18 protein-coding genes, 8 tRNA genes and 2 rRNA genes are annotated in these 16,227 nt (G+C 52.1%); all 28 read left to right on the top strand.

The window, feature by feature from the left end; translation table 11 throughout:
* Window positions 1–83: ribosomal RNA gene (locus KNP02_RS10795) — 23S ribosomal RNA — on the top strand; the annotation flags it as partial.
* A gap of 96 nt (window positions 84–179) precedes the next feature.
* Window positions 180–295: ribosomal RNA gene (gene rrf, locus KNP02_RS10790) — 5S ribosomal RNA — on the top strand.
* Between the two features lie 8 nt (window positions 296–303).
* A tRNA-Asn gene (locus tag KNP02_RS10785) sits at window positions 304–378 on the top strand.
* 6 nt (window positions 379–384) lie between these two features.
* Window positions 385–459 (top strand) — tRNA-Glu (locus KNP02_RS10780).
* Window positions 460–462: 3 nt separating this feature from the next.
* Window positions 463–538: transfer RNA gene (locus tag KNP02_RS10775), tRNA-Val, on the top strand.
* Window positions 539–566: 28 nt separating this feature from the next.
* Window positions 567–639 (top strand) — tRNA-Thr (locus KNP02_RS10770).
* 6 nt (window positions 640–645) lie between these two features.
* A tRNA-Tyr gene (locus KNP02_RS10765) sits at window positions 646–729 on the top strand.
* A gap of 5 nt (window positions 730–734) precedes the next feature.
* Window positions 735–810, top strand: a tRNA-Lys gene (locus KNP02_RS10760).
* 7 nt (window positions 811–817) lie between these two features.
* Window positions 818–892 (top strand) — tRNA-Gly (locus tag KNP02_RS10755).
* 15 nt (window positions 893–907) lie between these two features.
* Window positions 908–983 (top strand) — tRNA-Ala (locus tag KNP02_RS10750).
* Between the two features lie 201 nt (window positions 984–1,184).
* Window positions 1,185–2,087, top strand: a complete 903-nt coding sequence (gene rocF / locus KNP02_RS10745; protein ID WP_214709082.1) for an arginase — start codon at window positions 1,185–1,187, stop codon at window positions 2,085–2,087.
* A 141-nt stretch (window positions 2,088–2,228) separates the two neighbouring features.
* A complete protein-coding gene (gene sigW / locus KNP02_RS10740) occupies window positions 2,229–2,804 on the top strand; it encodes an RNA polymerase sigma factor SigW (RefSeq protein ID WP_114166576.1) in 576 nt (191 codons plus the stop codon).
* Window positions 2,801–3,436 (top strand): bactofilin family protein, encoded by a 636-nt coding sequence (locus KNP02_RS10735; RefSeq protein WP_214709084.1) that lies wholly within the window; start codon window positions 2,801–2,803, stop codon window positions 3,434–3,436. The genes sigW and KNP02_RS10735 overlap by 4 nt, the downstream gene beginning before the upstream one ends.
* Before the next feature lie 135 nt (window positions 3,437–3,571).
* Entirely contained in the window at window positions 3,572–4,432 is an 861-nt protein-coding gene (gene cdaA, locus KNP02_RS10730) for a diadenylate cyclase CdaA (RefSeq protein WP_034779763.1), read from the top strand.
* Entirely contained in the window at window positions 4,433–5,713 is a 1,281-nt protein-coding gene (locus KNP02_RS10725) for a CdaR family protein (RefSeq protein ID WP_214709086.1), read from the top strand.
* A gap of 35 nt (window positions 5,714–5,748) precedes the next feature.
* Window positions 5,749–7,107 carry a phosphoglucosamine mutase gene (gene glmM, locus KNP02_RS10720; RefSeq protein ID WP_034779759.1) on the top strand — a complete coding sequence of 453 codons (1,359 nt, stop codon included), beginning with the start codon at window positions 5,749–5,751 and terminating at the stop codon, window positions 7,105–7,107.
* 358 nt (window positions 7,108–7,465) lie between these two features.
* A complete protein-coding gene (gene glmS, locus KNP02_RS10715; RefSeq protein ID WP_214709088.1) occupies window positions 7,466–9,262 on the top strand; it encodes a glutamine--fructose-6-phosphate transaminase (isomerizing) in 1,797 nt (598 codons plus the stop codon).
* A gap of 217 nt (window positions 9,263–9,479) precedes the next feature.
* A complete protein-coding gene (locus tag KNP02_RS14935; protein WP_251129278.1) occupies window positions 9,480–10,196 on the top strand; it encodes an MFS transporter in 717 nt (238 codons plus the stop codon).
* A complete protein-coding gene (locus KNP02_RS14930) occupies window positions 10,181–10,660 on the top strand; it encodes an MFS transporter (RefSeq protein ID WP_251129279.1) in 480 nt (159 codons plus the stop codon). Before KNP02_RS14935 ends, KNP02_RS14930 begins: the two co-directional genes overlap by 16 nt.
* Before the next feature lie 152 nt (window positions 10,661–10,812).
* Window positions 10,813–11,373, top strand: a complete 561-nt coding sequence (locus tag KNP02_RS10705) for a hypothetical protein (protein WP_214709090.1) — start codon at window positions 10,813–10,815, stop codon at window positions 11,371–11,373.
* A gap of 131 nt (window positions 11,374–11,504) precedes the next feature.
* Window positions 11,505–12,065, top strand: coding sequence for a YdhK family protein (locus KNP02_RS10700; RefSeq protein ID WP_214709092.1), 561 nt, complete (start codon window positions 11,505–11,507; stop codon window positions 12,063–12,065).
* Between the two features lie 113 nt (window positions 12,066–12,178).
* A complete protein-coding gene (locus KNP02_RS10695; protein ID WP_214709094.1) occupies window positions 12,179–12,658 on the top strand; it encodes a DUF2975 domain-containing protein in 480 nt (159 codons plus the stop codon).
* 10 nt (window positions 12,659–12,668) lie between these two features.
* Window positions 12,669–12,875 (top strand): helix-turn-helix domain-containing protein, encoded by a 207-nt coding sequence (locus tag KNP02_RS10690; RefSeq protein WP_021065857.1) that lies wholly within the window; start codon window positions 12,669–12,671, stop codon window positions 12,873–12,875.
* A gap of 96 nt (window positions 12,876–12,971) precedes the next feature.
* Window positions 12,972–13,658 carry a DUF975 family protein gene (locus KNP02_RS10685; RefSeq protein ID WP_034779744.1) on the top strand — a complete coding sequence of 229 codons (687 nt, stop codon included), beginning with the start codon at window positions 12,972–12,974 and terminating at the stop codon, window positions 13,656–13,658.
* 68 nt (window positions 13,659–13,726) lie between these two features.
* Window positions 13,727–14,659 carry an NAD(P)/FAD-dependent oxidoreductase gene (locus KNP02_RS10680; protein ID WP_251129280.1) on the top strand — a complete coding sequence of 311 codons (933 nt, stop codon included), beginning with the start codon at window positions 13,727–13,729 and terminating at the stop codon, window positions 14,657–14,659.
* A gap of 72 nt (window positions 14,660–14,731) precedes the next feature.
* Entirely contained in the window at window positions 14,732–15,205 is a 474-nt protein-coding gene (locus tag KNP02_RS10675) for a YfbM family protein (protein WP_214709098.1), read from the top strand.
* Window positions 15,193–15,696 carry a GNAT family N-acetyltransferase gene (locus tag KNP02_RS10670; protein ID WP_214709100.1) on the top strand — a complete coding sequence of 168 codons (504 nt, stop codon included), beginning with the start codon at window positions 15,193–15,195 and terminating at the stop codon, window positions 15,694–15,696. Before KNP02_RS10675 ends, KNP02_RS10670 begins: the two co-directional genes overlap by 13 nt.
* An 85-nt stretch (window positions 15,697–15,781) precedes the next feature.
* A complete protein-coding gene (locus KNP02_RS10665) occupies window positions 15,782–16,225 on the top strand; it encodes a MarR family winged helix-turn-helix transcriptional regulator (RefSeq protein ID WP_021065862.1) in 444 nt (147 codons plus the stop codon).
* Window positions 16,226–16,227 lie beyond the last annotated feature (2 nt).

The raw sequence follows: 16,227 nt of genomic DNA, 5'->3' as shown, positions 1-16,227 counted from the left end.
AGACGATGAGGTAGATAGGTCATGGGTGGAAGCACGGCGACGTGTGGAGCTGAATGATACTAATCGGTCGAGGCTTTGATCTAGTCTAATGGTTTGCATGAATTGATGAGTCTTCAGTTTTCAGGGAACAACCCTGAAATGGATTGACACGCCCTCGAGGCGATGTTAATATTCTTTTGTCTGGTGGCGATAGCGAAGCGGCCACACCCGTTCCCATGCCGAACACGGAAGTTAAGCGCTTCAGCGCCGAAAGTAGTTGGGGGTCTCCCCCTGTGAGGATAGGACGTTGCCAGGCAAGATCGTTCCGCAATAGCTCAGTGGTAGAGCAACCGGCTGTTAACCGGTAGGTCGTAGGTTCAAATCCTACTTGCGGAGCCATATTAAGGCCCGTTGGTCAAGCGGTTAAGACACCGCCCTTTCACGGCGGTAACACGGGTTCGAATCCCGTACGGGTCACCATTTGGAGGATTAGCTCAGCTGGGAGAGCACCTGCCTTACAAGCAGGGGGTCGGCGGTTCGATCCCGTCATCCTCCACCATTTAATTTTAACCAATCAAACCATATATGCCGGTGTAGCTCAGTTGGTAGAGCATCTGACTTGTAATCAGAGGGTCGAGGGTTCGAATCCTTTCGCCGGCACTCCTTGGGGGGGTAGCGAAGTGGCTAAACGCGGCGGACTGTAAATCCGCTCCCTCGGGTTCGGCGGTTCGAATCCGCCCCCCCCCACCAGGTTTGAGCCATTAGCTCAGTTGGTAGAGCATCTGACTTTTAATCAGAGGGTCGCAGGTTCGAGCCCTGCATGGCTCACCATGTTTTTGCGGAAGTAGTTCAGTGGTAGAATACGACCTTGCCAAGGTCGGGGTCGCGGGTTCGAATCCCGTCTTCCGCTCCATATTTTTCCCTTTAAGGGGCCTTAGCTCAGCTGGGAGAGCGCCTGCCTTGCACGCAGGAGGTCAGCGGTTCGATCCCGCTAGGCTCCACCATTTGTTTTTTTCTTAAGTTACTTATGACTTAAGTTTTTTTTTGCCTAAATCCATGAACCATTCACTTGAGAGTACAGAGAAAGGCAGCCTGCCACCATTCAGGCTGCCTTTTTGTATGTTTATTCATCATAATGTGAAGTTGAACCACGACTTTGGTAACGTTTACAATGAAGATATTAAACGTTCAAGGGGGAAATGGGGATGAATTGGTCATATATTGAAGTACCGCTTCGCTATGGACAGGGGAAACATGGCGTAGAGCAAGGTCCATCAAAGTTACGCACACTTGGATTGGAGACATTATTACCGGCCTCAACGAAGCGACAGACGATTCGGGTGTTACCTGAATCTGAAATGATCAACAGTGAAGAGCATTTGAAACGCGTAGACGGGGTGTTATACACGGTTCAAGAACTGGCAGAAGTCGTCGATATCGAGATACAGGCGAAACGATTCCCCTTGATCGTTGGGGGCGATCACAGCATGGCAATCGGAACGCTAGCGGGTCTTGCCAAAACAGGACCGTACGGCGTCATCTGGGTCGACGCACATGCTGATTTGAATACGGGAGAAACGTCTCCATCGGGCAATATTCATGGCATGCCGCTTGCTGCGGCGCTGGGAATGGGAGATATTCGCTTGACTGAAGTCGGCGGACGTGAACCCAAACTCGCGCCTGAGCACTTGGTCTATATGGCGCTTCGAGACATCGATGAAGGTGAGATTCGAGAAATCAATCGTCTTGGCATTAAAGTCATCACGGTCGAAGAAATTCGGACGCGGGGCGTCGACGTCATGATGGAAGAAGCACTCGCTTATTTGCGCGCACGTGTCGATCGCTTCTATCTCAGTTTCGACATGGACAGCTTGGACGCAAAACTTGTGCCAGGTACCGGGACGCCGGTCGATCAAGGTCTGACGGCCGCGGAAGGAAAAGCGATCTTGGCCGAAGCGATGAAGGCAGACGATCTGATTGCGATTGAGTTGGTTGAATTGAATCCGGCGCTTGACCATGAGGATACGACGGCCCAGTTGGCGTTTGAGTTGTGCGAGACGATTTTGAAATCCAAAGAAAACCTGTTATTGGAAGGTGAAACTGTCTGATGACCTTACGGTTTCCAAGTCCCTTTGCTACAATGGACTTGGGAACTTTTTTTGTTGTCACGATTTTTTTTTGAAACCTACATAGAAAATGATTCGTATAGAAAGATGACCGCATAGGTTGCGGAGAGGGGAAGTGGATTGATGGAACGGCTGACCACCCGTTTAGTAGACGAATTGAGGTCGGGGAATCATGATTCGTTTGCTGAGCTGGTAGAACTGTACAAGGATGGTGTCTTTGCTGTCGCTTATAAGATATTATATGATCGTGGCGAAGCGGAAGACGCAGCCCAGGAGACGTTCATTCGGGCGTATACCCGGATTGATACGTACGATCCTCAGTACAAGTTCAAGACGTGGCTCTATCGCATTGCAACGAACGTCGCAATCGATCGTCTCAGAAAACGAAAGCCGGAGTATTCGATGGATGCCGAGATTGCGGGCACCGACGGCTTGACCTATCAGGACCATTTGGCTGATGAAGCACCCCAACCCGATGCCCAAGTCGTTCATCGCGAAATTCGAGGCGAGATGCATGACGCGATTAAGCAGTTGCCCGATAAGTATCGGATTCCGCTCCTGCTGAAGTACGTGGATGATTTATCGCTCAAAGAGATTAGCGTCATGATCGATATGCCGGTCGCTACGGTTAAAACAAGGATCTTCCGGGGAAGAGAAATGTTAAAGACAATCTTTCAAAACAGGGAGGGGTTCAATTGACTCCTGAAGAAAAAGTACAACAATATTTGGAAGATGGCATCCTGCCCGAAGAATCTGACGAACTACGTCACTTGTTGGAGGACGACGACTTATATGAAGCGTACCTTCAATACGAACGAATAGATGCCGAACTGAAGGCCTTACCACGGCCGAAACTATCCGATGATTTTACAGCCCGTGTGATGGCATCTCTACCTGACGCGAAAGCACGGGTCGATGTCACACCGGTGACTCGATTTGAAGAAAAAGTCCAGACGAAACGCAAACCACCATCCAAATGGATGACGTGGTTCCGTAAGCATCCAGGACTGATGGCGGCCGCCTTATTCTTCAGTTTGATGTCGAGCGCGACGCTCGGCCTATGGAACGAATCGACAGAGACGATGACGTACACGAAAGTGCCGGGCATCGTTGTCACGTCAAACGAGGTCGTCATCCCGGAAGGCGTTACCGTCGAGCGGGATATCACGGTCCAAGGCGGGGACCTTCGAATTGAAGGGACCGTTAATGGGAACGCGACGGCTGTAAATGGTCGGGCTTATCTGGCTAGCGCTGGAGAAGTCACGGGAGAACTTGAGCAGATCGATCGGATGTTTGAGTGGATGTGGTATTCGTTCAAACAAATCTTCTAACGGAGACGCCGGAGACGGCGTCTTTTTGTGTTCGTTTCAATCTGGTTTCGTTTTATTGTCTAGCGATGCGCGGTTTCGGAAATGTGATATAATGTAATTTGCACGAATTGGCTAGGTAGTTGAGGAGGGGAGCATTTGCCGCTACTTGAACAGGTATCATTCTTATCATTTTTTAGTCTTTCAGAGAACGTACATTGGTACGATTATTTGAATGACGTTTTAGATATTGTCGTCGTCACGTATGTCATCTATAAATTGATGATGATTGTACGTGGGACAAAAGCGGTCCAATTGATTAAAGGGATTTCCATCATCCTTGTCAGCTGGTTCCTTAGTGGGTTCTTTGGGTTGAAGACGTTACAGTTCTTATTGAATCAAATCATCACATATGGACTACTTGGGATCATTATCATCTTCCAACCAGAACTCAGAAGAGGACTCGAGCATTTAGGACGAACAAGTAATTTGTTCGGCCGAACGAGCACGAGCGATGAGGATAAGCAACGTCAAATGATCGAAGCGATCGTCAGTTCGGCGCAATACATGTCAAAACGTCGCATCGGCGCATTGATTGCGATTGAACGCGATACGGGCTTGAATGAGTACGTCGAGACCGGGATTCGCATGGATTCGCACATCACATCACAACTGATTATCAACCTGTTCATTCCGAACACCCCGCTGCATGACGGGGCGATGATTATCCAGGACGGGAAAATTGCGGCCGCGGCTTGTTATTTGCCGTTGTCCGAGAGCCCGCACATCGATAAAGCGTTAGGGACACGACACCGGGCCGCCATCGGGGTCAGTGAAGTGACTGATAGCGTGACCCTCACCGTCTCTGAAGAAACAGGCGCCGTGTCACTCGCGATTGCCGGTCGTCTGTATCGAGAGTTGGATGAGGAGGCACTTCGCAGTAAGTTGATCCAAGAACTCGTTATTGAAGAAAAAGAGACGACGCTCTCGTTCTTTAATAAAAAAGGGGGGGACAAGTAAGTGATTGATCAGTGGTTACAACATAAATGGTTTCTCCGCATCATCGCACTTGCTTTAGCCATCCTGCTTTATTTCATGGTCGCCGAAACGAGTTCGTCGACCAACTCCACGAATGCCCTCCCGATCGTCGGACAAAGTTCGATGACGCTCGACGTTCCCGTCGAAGTGTTCTTCGATGAGGTGCAGTACGTGGCATATAACGTTCCAGAAGAAATGAACGTTGAACTTCAAGGACCATCTAGCAGTTTAACGATGACGAAATTGGTGAAAGATTATCAAGTCTTCGTCGATTTAACGAATCTCGGGACCGGCTTCCACCGTGTTCCGGTTGAGGCACGCGGCTTTGGCGGAGACGTCAACGTCAAGCTCGAACGGGATACAGTAGAAATCTACATCGACCGTAAACAGACAATTGAAGTTCCCGTATCGGTCAACCTTTTGAACAAAGAGCAGTTGCCGGAAGGGAAAGTGGTCGGTGACGCCGATATTGAACCGGCAACGGTGAAAGTCTCGGGCGGTGCCAGTCGGATTCAAAACGTCAAAGAGATCACGTTGAACGTCGATGTCGCCAACCAAAGTCAAACGTTCACGCGAGAATTGACGCCGACGATTTTAGATGCGAACGGCAATCCGCTCAACGTGACTGTTGAACCGAACATCATCAGTGTGTCGGTCCCGGTCTACGAACAAAGTGCCGTCTTCCCGATCGAAGCAGTCACGACTGGTGAAGTGGCCGACGATTACAGACTTGTCGATACGTTGCTTGAAGAGACGGAAGTCCGTGTCTTTGCGCCACAAGACGTGCTCGATGCGATCGACACCGTGGAGACAGAGCCGATTGATTTAGACGGCATCGACAAGACCGGGAAAGTGACCGTCAATCTCGCTTTGCCAGAAGGCGCTTCATCGCTTGCGACAAAGCAAGTGGAAGTCCAATTGCTCGTCCGGGCTGCAGATGAGACACGAGACGACACAGGCGAATTGACGGAACGGGTTCGCTTGACGGTCCCTGTGACCGTGCGGGGGTATGACCGGACCAACTTTACGCTCCAAGCTCCTGAAGTGATTGGAGTGACGTTGTCCGGGAAGCGATCCCTGTTGGAAAACATCACGTCGAACAGCGTGAGTGTGACCTTGGATTTGACAGGTCTCCCGAGCGGACTGCATGGGGTCGACGTCGATTATGAAGTACCAAAAGGTGTGACCGTCGTCTCACCGAAAACAATCGACATTGAGTTGACGAGTGTCGATGAACAAACCGAAACGTCCTCGATTCAATGAGGCGTTCAATCATACAAAAGTGAGGAATTGAATTTATGGGTAAATATTTTGGAACTGATGGAGTCCGCGGTGTCGCGAACTCAGAATTGACAGCAGAATTAGCATATCGTTTAGGTCGTGCGGGCGGCTACGTGTTATCGAAACACTTGCCAGCCGGCGAACAGCCAAAAGTTTTGATTGGCCGTGACACACGCATTTCAGGCCACATGCTTGAAGGTGCACTTATCGCGGGTCTCCTATCAATCGGAGCCGAAGTGATGCGTCTCGGCGTCATCTCGACGCCGGGTGTCGCTTATTTGACGAAGTCGCTTGATGCAACAGCCGGTGTCATGATCTCGGCGTCGCACAACCCGGTCGCGGATAACGGCATCAAGTTCTTTGGTAGCGACGGCTTTAAACTCGATGACGCGACAGAAGCGGAAATCGAAGCAATTTTGGATGCGGCGGAAGACACGTTGCCACGCCCGGTCGGGAAAGACCTTGGCTTTGTTTCGGATTACTATGAAGGTGCACAGAAGTACCTTCAAATGTTGAAACAGACGGTCGACGAAGATTTCGACGGTCTCCATATCGCCCTCGACTGCGCCCATGGTGCGACGAGCGGATTGGCAGCCCGTCTGTTTGCTGACCTCGAAGCGAACGTCTCGACGATTGGGAACTCGCCGAACGGCTTGAACATCAACGAAGGTGTCGGTTCGACTCACCCAGAGCACTTGGCGCAATTCGTTCGTGATAAAGGAGCGGACATGGGTCTCGCTTTTGATGGCGATGGCGACCGCTTGATTGCGATTGATGAGAACGGCGATATCGTCGACGGCGATAAAATCATGTACATTTGCGGGAAGTACTTGAGCGAGAAAGGCCGTCTCAAAGACAACACGATTGTCGCGACGGTCATGAGTAACCTCGGCTTCCATAAAGCGGTTGAAGATGCTGGCATGACGGCGCTTCAGACGGCGGTCGGTGACCGTTATGTCGTCGAAGAGATGAAGAAACACAACTACACACTCGGTGGCGAGCAGTCGGGTCACCTCATCTTCCTCGACCACTCGACGACAGGAGACGGTATGCTCTCTGGCGTTCAACTCGCCCAAATCGTGAAGACTACAGGCCGCAAGCTGTCAGAACTCGCGGCTGAGATGCCGGTCTATCCACAAAAACTCGTCAACATCCGTGTCACGGATAAGAATGAAGCGATGAACGGCGACCGTGTGCTCGCGACGATTCAAGAAGCGGAAGCAGAAATGAACGGCAACGGCCGTATCCTCGTCCGCGCCTCTGGTACGGAGCCGCTCGTACGCGTCATGGCGGAAGCACCGACTTCGGAAGAATGTGACCGTTATGTCGAACGAATCGCACAAGTTGTCCGCGAAGATTACGGCTTAGAAGGATAATTCTGTCGAAATAGGGAATAAAACAAGGGAATCCGTCCTCGGGTTCCCTTTTTGTTTCCGTTTTGTCACTGTGAAATTATGTGATTTTCTTGACGAATGGAGGTGTGATTTGTACTATTAAGAGCGTGACCTTAGAAACGGAAGGACACCCAGTACGAAACAAGCGCCAGAACTCTTCGGAGTTGACGAGGTTGGAGGTTATCGAGTTTTCGGCGGATGCCTCCTAGTCGCCTGTCACGACTACAAGCAAACCCTCAAAACGCCCGGGCGACCGGACGGCCAAAGGGGAGCGCGTTGACAGCTCTTAGAAAAAGCCCGTTTCCTTTTTCGAGAAATCGAATATAGAGGAGATTTTTGTATGTGTGGAATTGTAGGAATGATTGGGAATACCGGAGCGAAGGAAATCCTTCTCAAAGGTCTTGAAAAACTCGAGTACCGCGGTTACGACTCGGCAGGTCTTGCTTTGATGCATGATAACGTGAACGTGCATAAAGAAGTCGGCCGGATTGCTGCGCTACGCGAAGTCGTCCCAGCAGAAGTAGATGGCACGATTGGAATCGGCCACACACGATGGGCAACACACGGGGTGCCGAGCGTGCCGAACGCCCACCCGCACCAGAGCACGACGGGCCGTTTCACGCTCGTCCACAACGGTGTCATCGAGAACGACGAACAGATCAAGGCGACACTCGACGTGCCGTTCCTCTCGGAGACGGACACGGAAGTCATCGTCCAGTTGATGGAGAAGAACTTCGTCGAACTCGGCGACGTCGAGGCAGCGTTTCGCAAGACGTTGTCTGAGCTCCACGGCTCGTACGCAATCGCGATGATCGACTCGGAAGATAAAGAACGCCTCTATATCGGCAAGAACAAGTCACCGCTCCTCGTCGGACTCGGCGACGGCACGTTCAACGTCGTGGCGTCTGACGCGATGGCGATGCTCCAAGTGACGGACCAGTACCTCGAGCTCCACGACGGCGAGATCGTCATCTTGACGCGCGAATCGGCGACGATCAAGACACTCGACGGCGACGTCCTCGAACGTGCCCCGTATACGGCCGAGATCGATGCGTCAGACATCGAGAAAGGCACGTACGCGCACTACATGTTGAAGGAGATGGACGAGCAACCGGCCGTCATCCGCAACATCATCCAGCACTACCAGAACGACGCCGGTGACATCGAGCTCACAGAAGGCGTGCGCTCGCTCGTCTCAGAAGCGGACCGCATCTATATCGTCGCCTGTGGTACGAGCTACCACGCTGGTCTCGTCGGCAAGCAATTGATCGAGCGCGTCGCAGGTGTGCCGACAGAAGTGCACGTCGCTTCAGAATTCGGTTACAACATGCCGCTCCTCACGGAGAAGCCGTTATTCCTCTTCATCTCACAATCAGGTGAGACAGCGGACAGCCGGGCCGTCCTCGTCGAAGTGAAGAAGCGCGGCTACAAGGCGCTCACACTCACGAACGTTGCCGGTTCGACGCTCTCACGTGAAGCGAACGAAACGATGCTCCTCCACGCCGGCCCGGAGATCGCGGTCGCATCGACGAAAGCATACACGGCCCAAATCGCCGTGCTCGCCATCCTCGCCTACGACATCGCTCGTGCGAACGGCAAGAAGCTTCCGTTTGACCTCATGACAGAGCTCGCGCGTGTCGCGACGATCATGGACTCGGTCATGGCTCAAAAAGAAATCTTTGAGCAATTGGCAGACAAGTTCTTGAAAGAGTCACGCAACGCGTTCTTCCTCGGTCGCGGCATGGACTCATACGTCGGTCTCGAAGGTGCCCTCAAGCTCAAAGAGATCTCGTATATCCAAGCAGAAGGCTACCCAGGTGGTGAGCTCAAGCACGGACCGATCGCCTTGATTGAAGATGGCACACCGGTCATCACGCTCGTCTCGCAACCGAACACGCACCTCAACATCCGTGGAAACATCAAGGAAGTTGTCGCCCGTGGCGCCGTTGCCTGCACGATCTCGATGGAAGGCATGGAACACGAGAGTGATTCATTCGTCTTGCCGCGTGTCGAGCCACTGCTCACGCCGCTCGTGACGGTGTTACCGCTTCAACTCATCTCGTATTACGCGGCACTTGCGCGTGATTGCGATGTCGACAAGCCACGTAACTTGGCGAAATCAGTCACAGTCGAATAAATGATAGGCCAAGATCTTTCGGGATCTTGGCTTTTTTTGTTGTGATTTACGTCATGCGAACCGGCTTGTATACTGAAGGTATAACGACTAAGGAGAGAACGCCATGCGAATCCAACTAGTTAACACATTCATCCTGCCGGAGGACGTGCGTTCATAAGTTGGCCACCTCCTCCGATGATTCACTGTATTGGAACAAACTATCGGAGGAACCATACAATTGAAGATTCAACAGCTTTACTATGCGGTCACGAGTTCGCGCTCGCTCATCATACAGATGGTGTTCACGTTGAACGCCATCTATTATGTGACGACCGCCGAGTTGAATGCGTTACAACTCGTCTTGATCGGAACGATTTTAGAAGTATCAATTTTACTATTCGAGCTGCCCACCGGTCTCGTCGCCGATTTATATGGACGGAAGCAGTCGATGGTCATCGGCATCGGTTTGATTGGACTGGCCCATTTGCTAGAAGGGGGCATCCCTGAATTTTGGGCCATCGCGGTCGCGTCAGCGCTATGGGGTATCGGCTGGACATTCATCAGCGGGGCCGAACAGGCATGGATTGCCGATGAGATGGGGAATGACGGGTTAGAACAAGTGTTTTTGCGAGGCGCTCAATATAGTTCGCTCGGCCGCTTCGTCGGAATTGGGCTTGCTGTGCTCCTCGCCGAAGTCACGTCCGTCCAAACGACAATCGTGCTCGCCGGTGGGATGTTGGTCATGCTCGCGATTATCGCATGGCGCGTCTTGTCAGAGACGCGGTTCGAACCGATCACGCGAGCCGATACGTCGAATCTCGTGCAATCAAAACGGACGGTTCGGGACGGATACACCCATATCCGCGGCAATTCGATTCTCGTCGACTTGGCTGCCATCACGCTCGTCTGGGGTCTCGCTAGTGAAGGATTCGACCGGTTATGGGGGCGCATTTGATTGAGACGTTCCAGTTGTCGGAACAGGCGGCCGTGTATTGGTTCGGCTTGTTCTATGCCGTCGCGTTTCTATTCAACATGCTGGTGTTGAAAGGTGTCGAGCTATACGTCAAAGGACGCTATGCGACGACCTTGTTTTGGTTCAACGTGTTGCTCATCGTTGCGATGCTTGCTTTCGCTTGGGTCGGACAGTTTTGGGTGGCCGTGTTGCTGTATTGGACGATTGCGGCACTGCGCAACGTGCACTACCCGCTTATGAGCGTCATGACGAACGAGCGGCTCCCGTCGAAAGGCCGAGCGACGATTTTGTCGATGTTCGGTCAGGTCGACGCGTTCGGTCAAGTCGCCGGGGGACCGTTGATTGGACTGCTCGCCCTGTACACGTCGATTCAAGGAGGGCTCGGGGCAGCGGCGCTCTTGCTCCTCCCGATGTTGGTTTTCTTGAGAAAAATCAAGCACCATTGAGGCAAAGGCCGTCCCGTGATTCGTTCGGGGACGGTCTTTTTGTGACGATGTGAGGAATTCTACAGTCAAGCGCCATATTAAATGATAGAACTCGTTTGATTATTAGAAAAGTGGTCAATAGGATAGTAAAGCATATAAAGGGGATGAACATCATGAACATTGTCCATGGAGGTCACCGGACCCATTGGGCAATCGGGTTGTTGATCGGTTTAGGGTCGTTCCTGCTCAGCAGTTTCCTCTTCAGTCTCTTTATTGAAACCGGTGTGCTCGTCACGTTCCTCACCGGTGTCGTCGGCAGCGTCCTGTTGTTCTTATTGCTCGGTCACCGTGAACACTTGATTCGAAATGTCGGATTGAGCACGATTGGCATGGTCGCCGCCATCTTGCTCGGGTTTGCGGTCGGCGAAACGTTCACGGCCATCTTCCCATCACTCGGTGACACGTACGGAAACACGGCATTCCTGATTATGGTGACGACGGCCTTCGGTACGATGCTCGGTGTCATCGTGTACGGGAAGAAAGCACTTAGCTTCTTCCTATTGGCCAGCTTCATCACGGCACTCGTGTTGACCTTTTTGATTGAAGTCACGAATGTGATTCAAGGCCAATTTTGGCAAGGGGTCGATTTGAATTACGTGCTCATCGTGACGACAATCGGAGCGGTGGCCGGTTTCGCGCTCGGACTATTCGAGGATGTGAAGCATGCGCATTAATTAAAAGATCGCCGCGAGGCGGTCTTTTAATGTGTCAAAGCGATAACAAATCATCGTATCGGTCTCAAAAACGTCTCATCACCTCGATAGCAGGGTAACATATACACATAAAGACGTAAGGGAGAGATTCGATGAGACAGAAAAAATGGATGACGGGTTTGAGCGCGATGTTGCTGGCGACGACTTTGGCAGCTTGTGGGGATGCTGAGGAGGAACAGACGAGCGATTCGACAGAAGAACATTCGGACCATTCGATGATGGACCATTCGGGATCAGGGGAGGTGCCGAGCGGGTTAAGTGAAGCGACAGATCCGACGTTCCCGGTCGGGTCGACCGCGATGATGACGGCCGACCACATGCCGGGCATGGATGGCACCGAGGCGACAATCGTCGGTGCTTATGACACGACCGTCTATTCGGTTTCTTATACCCCGACTGATGGAGGTGACCCGGTCGAAGATCACAAGTGGGTCATCCATGAAGAACTCGACAATCCAGGTGAGGCACCGTTAGAAGAAGGGACCGAAGCCACTCTGGCCACGGACCACATGGACGGGATGGACGGCGCCGAGGCGACGATTGATTCGGCCGAACAGACGAGGGTGTATATGGTCGATTTCACCACAAACGACGGGGAAGACGTCACGAACCATAAATGGGTCACAGAGGATGAACTCGAAGCCATGAACTAAGGATGAACCTCAGAGAAATCTGAGGTTTTTATTTATTTACGATGATTATTTATTGATAAACGATAAAAATGAGGTTATGATGAAGCTATCAAACGAAGTGAGGTGGCTTCATCATGAAACGAGAGACGGTTTTTTTACGGCTGGCCGTATTCGTTCTGGCTGTCCCGATTGTGGCGGCCTGCTTGTTTTTGCTTCCGTACATTTGGCGCGAGGCGGTCGAGAGCGGGAGTTGGATTGAGGACTCAATTCGCCCGATTGTGATTGGCATGTACGTATCGGCCATCCCGTTCTTCATTGCGCTGTTCCAAGCGTTCATGTTGCTACGGTTGATTGACCGCGACGAAGGGTTCTCGTATCGGGCTGTCCAATCACTCCGCACAATCAAGTATTGTGCGTTGACAATCACGGCCGTTTATATCGGGACGCTCCCGTTCTTCTACTGGTTCGCCGAGCGAGATGATGCGCCTGGATTCCTTCTCATCGGGCTCGTCTTAGTGTTTGCCGCGTTCGTCGTCGCCGTATTCGCGGAACTGTTACAGAAACTATTGAAGCGTGCCATCGACATGAAGCAAGAAAATGATTTGACGGTCTGAGGTGAGATAGATGGCGATTATCGTAAATCTTGACGTAATGTTGGCGAAACGAAAGATGAGTGTGACCGAGCTGTCTGAAAAAGTGGGCATCACAATGGCAAACTTGTCGATTTTAAAGACGGGCAAAGCGAAAGCAATTCGTTTCTCGACGCTCGAAGCAATCTGTCAGGCGCTCGACTGTCAGCCGGGCGACATTTTAGAATATCGGGAAGAGTGATGGACAGGGCGAGCGCCCTGTTTTTTTGTGGAGTTTGAAACATTTTCCATCACGTTGCGTATAAGACAGGAAAGACGAACGAAAAGGGGAAACAAGATGATTCAGACATGGAATGAACGGGCGCACAAAGCGTTAAAAGGAAAGGCAGGGCTATTACTCATCTGGTCGTTCGCCTGCTCTGTGATGTTAGAATTGGGGTTGATGGCAGACCCGACTTATTACGGTTTGACGGTGGAGTCACTGCCGCTGACCGTGCTCAGTTTAGGTGGCATCTTAGTTTATATCGCCCTTTATCCGGTTAACGTCGGATACAGCTGGCTCATCTTAAAGACGGTACGAGATCAGCCGATTCGCTGGAGTGATGTGTTCGACCCGTTTCGTCACCGTTATGGAAAACATTTGCTCGCAACAATTCTCGTCATATTGTTCCAAGTACTATGGACATTGTTGCTAGTCGTACCAGGAATCATAAAGTATTTCTCGTATGCGTTCACATACTTCATCTTACGCGACGAACCAGAACTGTCTGCTACAGAGGCAATCACAAAATCGAGAACGATGATGCGCGGACGAAAGTGGGATGCGTTCAAACTCATTTTGCCATTCGTTCCGATGTATCTTATCGGTTTGATTTTTTATATGCAACTTGATTTAGTCATCCTCGGGTCATGGATTTTCCTTGTCGCACTAGCACTCATCCGCCCGTTCATCGTCAGCCGTTTCGCCGTCATGTATGAAGACGCGCGTATCGAGTATGACGAGCAATGGAATCGCTCGGCGTGAAGCGCATCGGTTCCGGCGTATGAGTCCTCGGCCATGATACAATCTTCCTGACAGAAGGGGGAATGGACATGAACATCGGTATTATTGGTGCCGGACTGAGCGGGATTGTCGCAGCACGCGACCTCGCCCGTCACGGCCATACAGTTGAATTGATTGAGAAGAGTCGGAGCGTTGGGGGACGCTTGGCGACGAGGCGGATCGGAGACGGCAAAGCCGATCACGGTGCTGTCTATTTCACCGTACGAGGGGAAGAACTCAAACAAGATGTCGCCGACTGGCAGACGAGAGGGTGGGTGAACGTCTGGTACGCTGACCCGTATCCGCGCTACGTCGCCGTCGATGGGATGAACGCCTTGGCCAAACGGTTGGCCGACGGGTTGACCGTCCATTTGAACGAGCGGGTCGAGACGGTCACGACCCGAGATGGTCAGGTCAGTGTCAAGACGGATGTGACGACGCGACAGTATGACCGTCTCCTCATCACGTCGCCGCTCCCGCAGACGCTCGACTTGCTCGCAGATTTTCCGGTCGATGCGGCGTTACGTGAATTGACGTACGCCCCGACGTTTGTCGGTTTGTTCGAATTGGCAAGCGATACTCCCATCGGTCCGGACGGGAATCTCGATACAGACTTGGCGCCGGGTATCTTGAAAGTCATCAACAACCGCCAAAAAGGCATCTCGGCGACCGAACTCGTCAGTGTCTATATGGACGAGTCGTGGAGCGAGGAGTGGTATGAACGAGCGGACGAAGACACGCTTCGTGAGATTGAGCGCCTGTTGCAAACGGTGACAGGGTCGGCGGTGATTCAATCGAGGCAGTTGAAACGGTGGCGCTATGCGCAGGCGACCGACGTCTGGAACGAGCCTTACCATCGATTGCGGGACGAGCCGATTTTCTTGGCCGGTGACGTCTTCCTCGAGCCGGATGACGCTTCAGGCCGGACTCGGTTCGAGAGCGCGTACGTCTCAGGACTCCGTGTCGCGGAAGCGATGCGCTAAACCTTCTTCGGAAGGTTTTTTTCATGACCGTGCCGAATAGTCAGACATATGAATTGGAGAGGGGAATCAGACATGGGGATGATTGGCGCATACATGCGGGTATCGGTCGAAGATTTGACAGCACTGCTTCAAGAGCCGGAGCGTTTCGAGCAACTGTTAGAAGATGAGGAACGACAGACCGATATCGATAAGGCGTGGCACGGTCTTTACTTTTTATTGACCGGGGCGACCGATTTGAACGAGATCGACCGTCATTCGCTCGGGAAGGCAGTCTTCGGAGGGGATGTCATCGACGAAGAGACGGGCATCGCCTATTTGATGCCGGGAGAAGTCGAGGACTTGTCGACCCGACTTCAATACATCGAGCTGGAGGCGCTAGAAGCGCGCTACGACGTCGCGACGATGAACGAGCAGGAACTGTACCCATTTGAACGGGAGTGGGGACTCGAGGAAAAACAGTACTTATTGGACCAGTTCGATGAGTTGAAACGTGTCTTCGCCCAGGCGTCGAGACAGCGGGAGGCGCTCGTCACATGGATCGGGTAAGCGTAAAGGCGTTACGTCTTCAAGATGAGGCGTTGCTGTATGTGTTCGAGTGCGAGAATCGCACGTATTTCGAGCGTTCCATTCCGAGCCGAGGCGATACCTACTATGAGCCGGAATCATTCCATCAGGCGTTGCAGCAACTATTGAGCGAGCAGACGAACGGGGACGGGTACTATTACTTGATTTGGCGCGACGACACAATCGTCGGGCGTCTGAACGTTCATCATACCGATGCCGACACTGGCGAGGTCGGTTACCGGGTCGGAGCGGAGCATGGGGGACGCGGATATGCCACGACGGCCCTGCGACAATTGTTGACGTTCGAGTTGCCTGGATTCAATCGATTGAGAGCTGAGACGACGAGCGACAATGTGGCGTCCCAACACGTATTAAGGGGTGCCGGTTTTATCCGTGACGGCGAGGTACGACAGATGGAATGGGGAGGACAAACGCTGACGTTTTATACGTATGTATATCCACTCGACCGATGAAGGAGCGGCTTCATCGGTCATTTTAGTTGACCGCTCTTAGTTTAGGGCATAAACTATCTTTATCTAGTTTAGGGGGTAAACCAAAATGAAAGAATTGATGCGGGAGGCCGTCCAGTTGTTCGAAGAGGTCATGTTCCAAGGTGCGGAGCATGTCATCGAGGCGATGGACGGTGACGTCTGGCATGACTATTCGCGGGAACAACTGCAGCTGCTCAAGCTGCTCGAACAGTTCGGTCCGATTCAAGCCGGCCAGTTGGCCCAAAAACAAGGAGTTCATAAGAGCGCCGTCTCCAACCGGTTAAAAAAGCTCGTCGACAAAGAGCTCGTCGTCAGTCGACGCGGGCATGACCAGCGCGAGCGGTTGATCGAGTTGACGGAAGCCGGACATCGCATCGTCGAAGAAGCAGATGCGGCCGTCTACCGTTACGTCGAATCGTTGCTCGACGGAAACATCGAAGAGACAGAAATCGAACAGTTCGTCCGGACGTTCCGGAAAATTAAACAGCTGCTTCGAATTGGGGAGGAATAACA

Origin of the sequence: Exiguobacterium sp. s40 (assembly GCF_018617905.1) — a bacterium.
Classification (GTDB): Bacteria; Bacillota; Bacilli; order Exiguobacteriales; family Exiguobacteriaceae; genus Exiguobacterium; species Exiguobacterium mexicanum_A.
The sequence above is the reverse complement of the archived record's forward strand: the minus strand, read 5'-3'. Positions and strand labels throughout refer to the sequence as shown.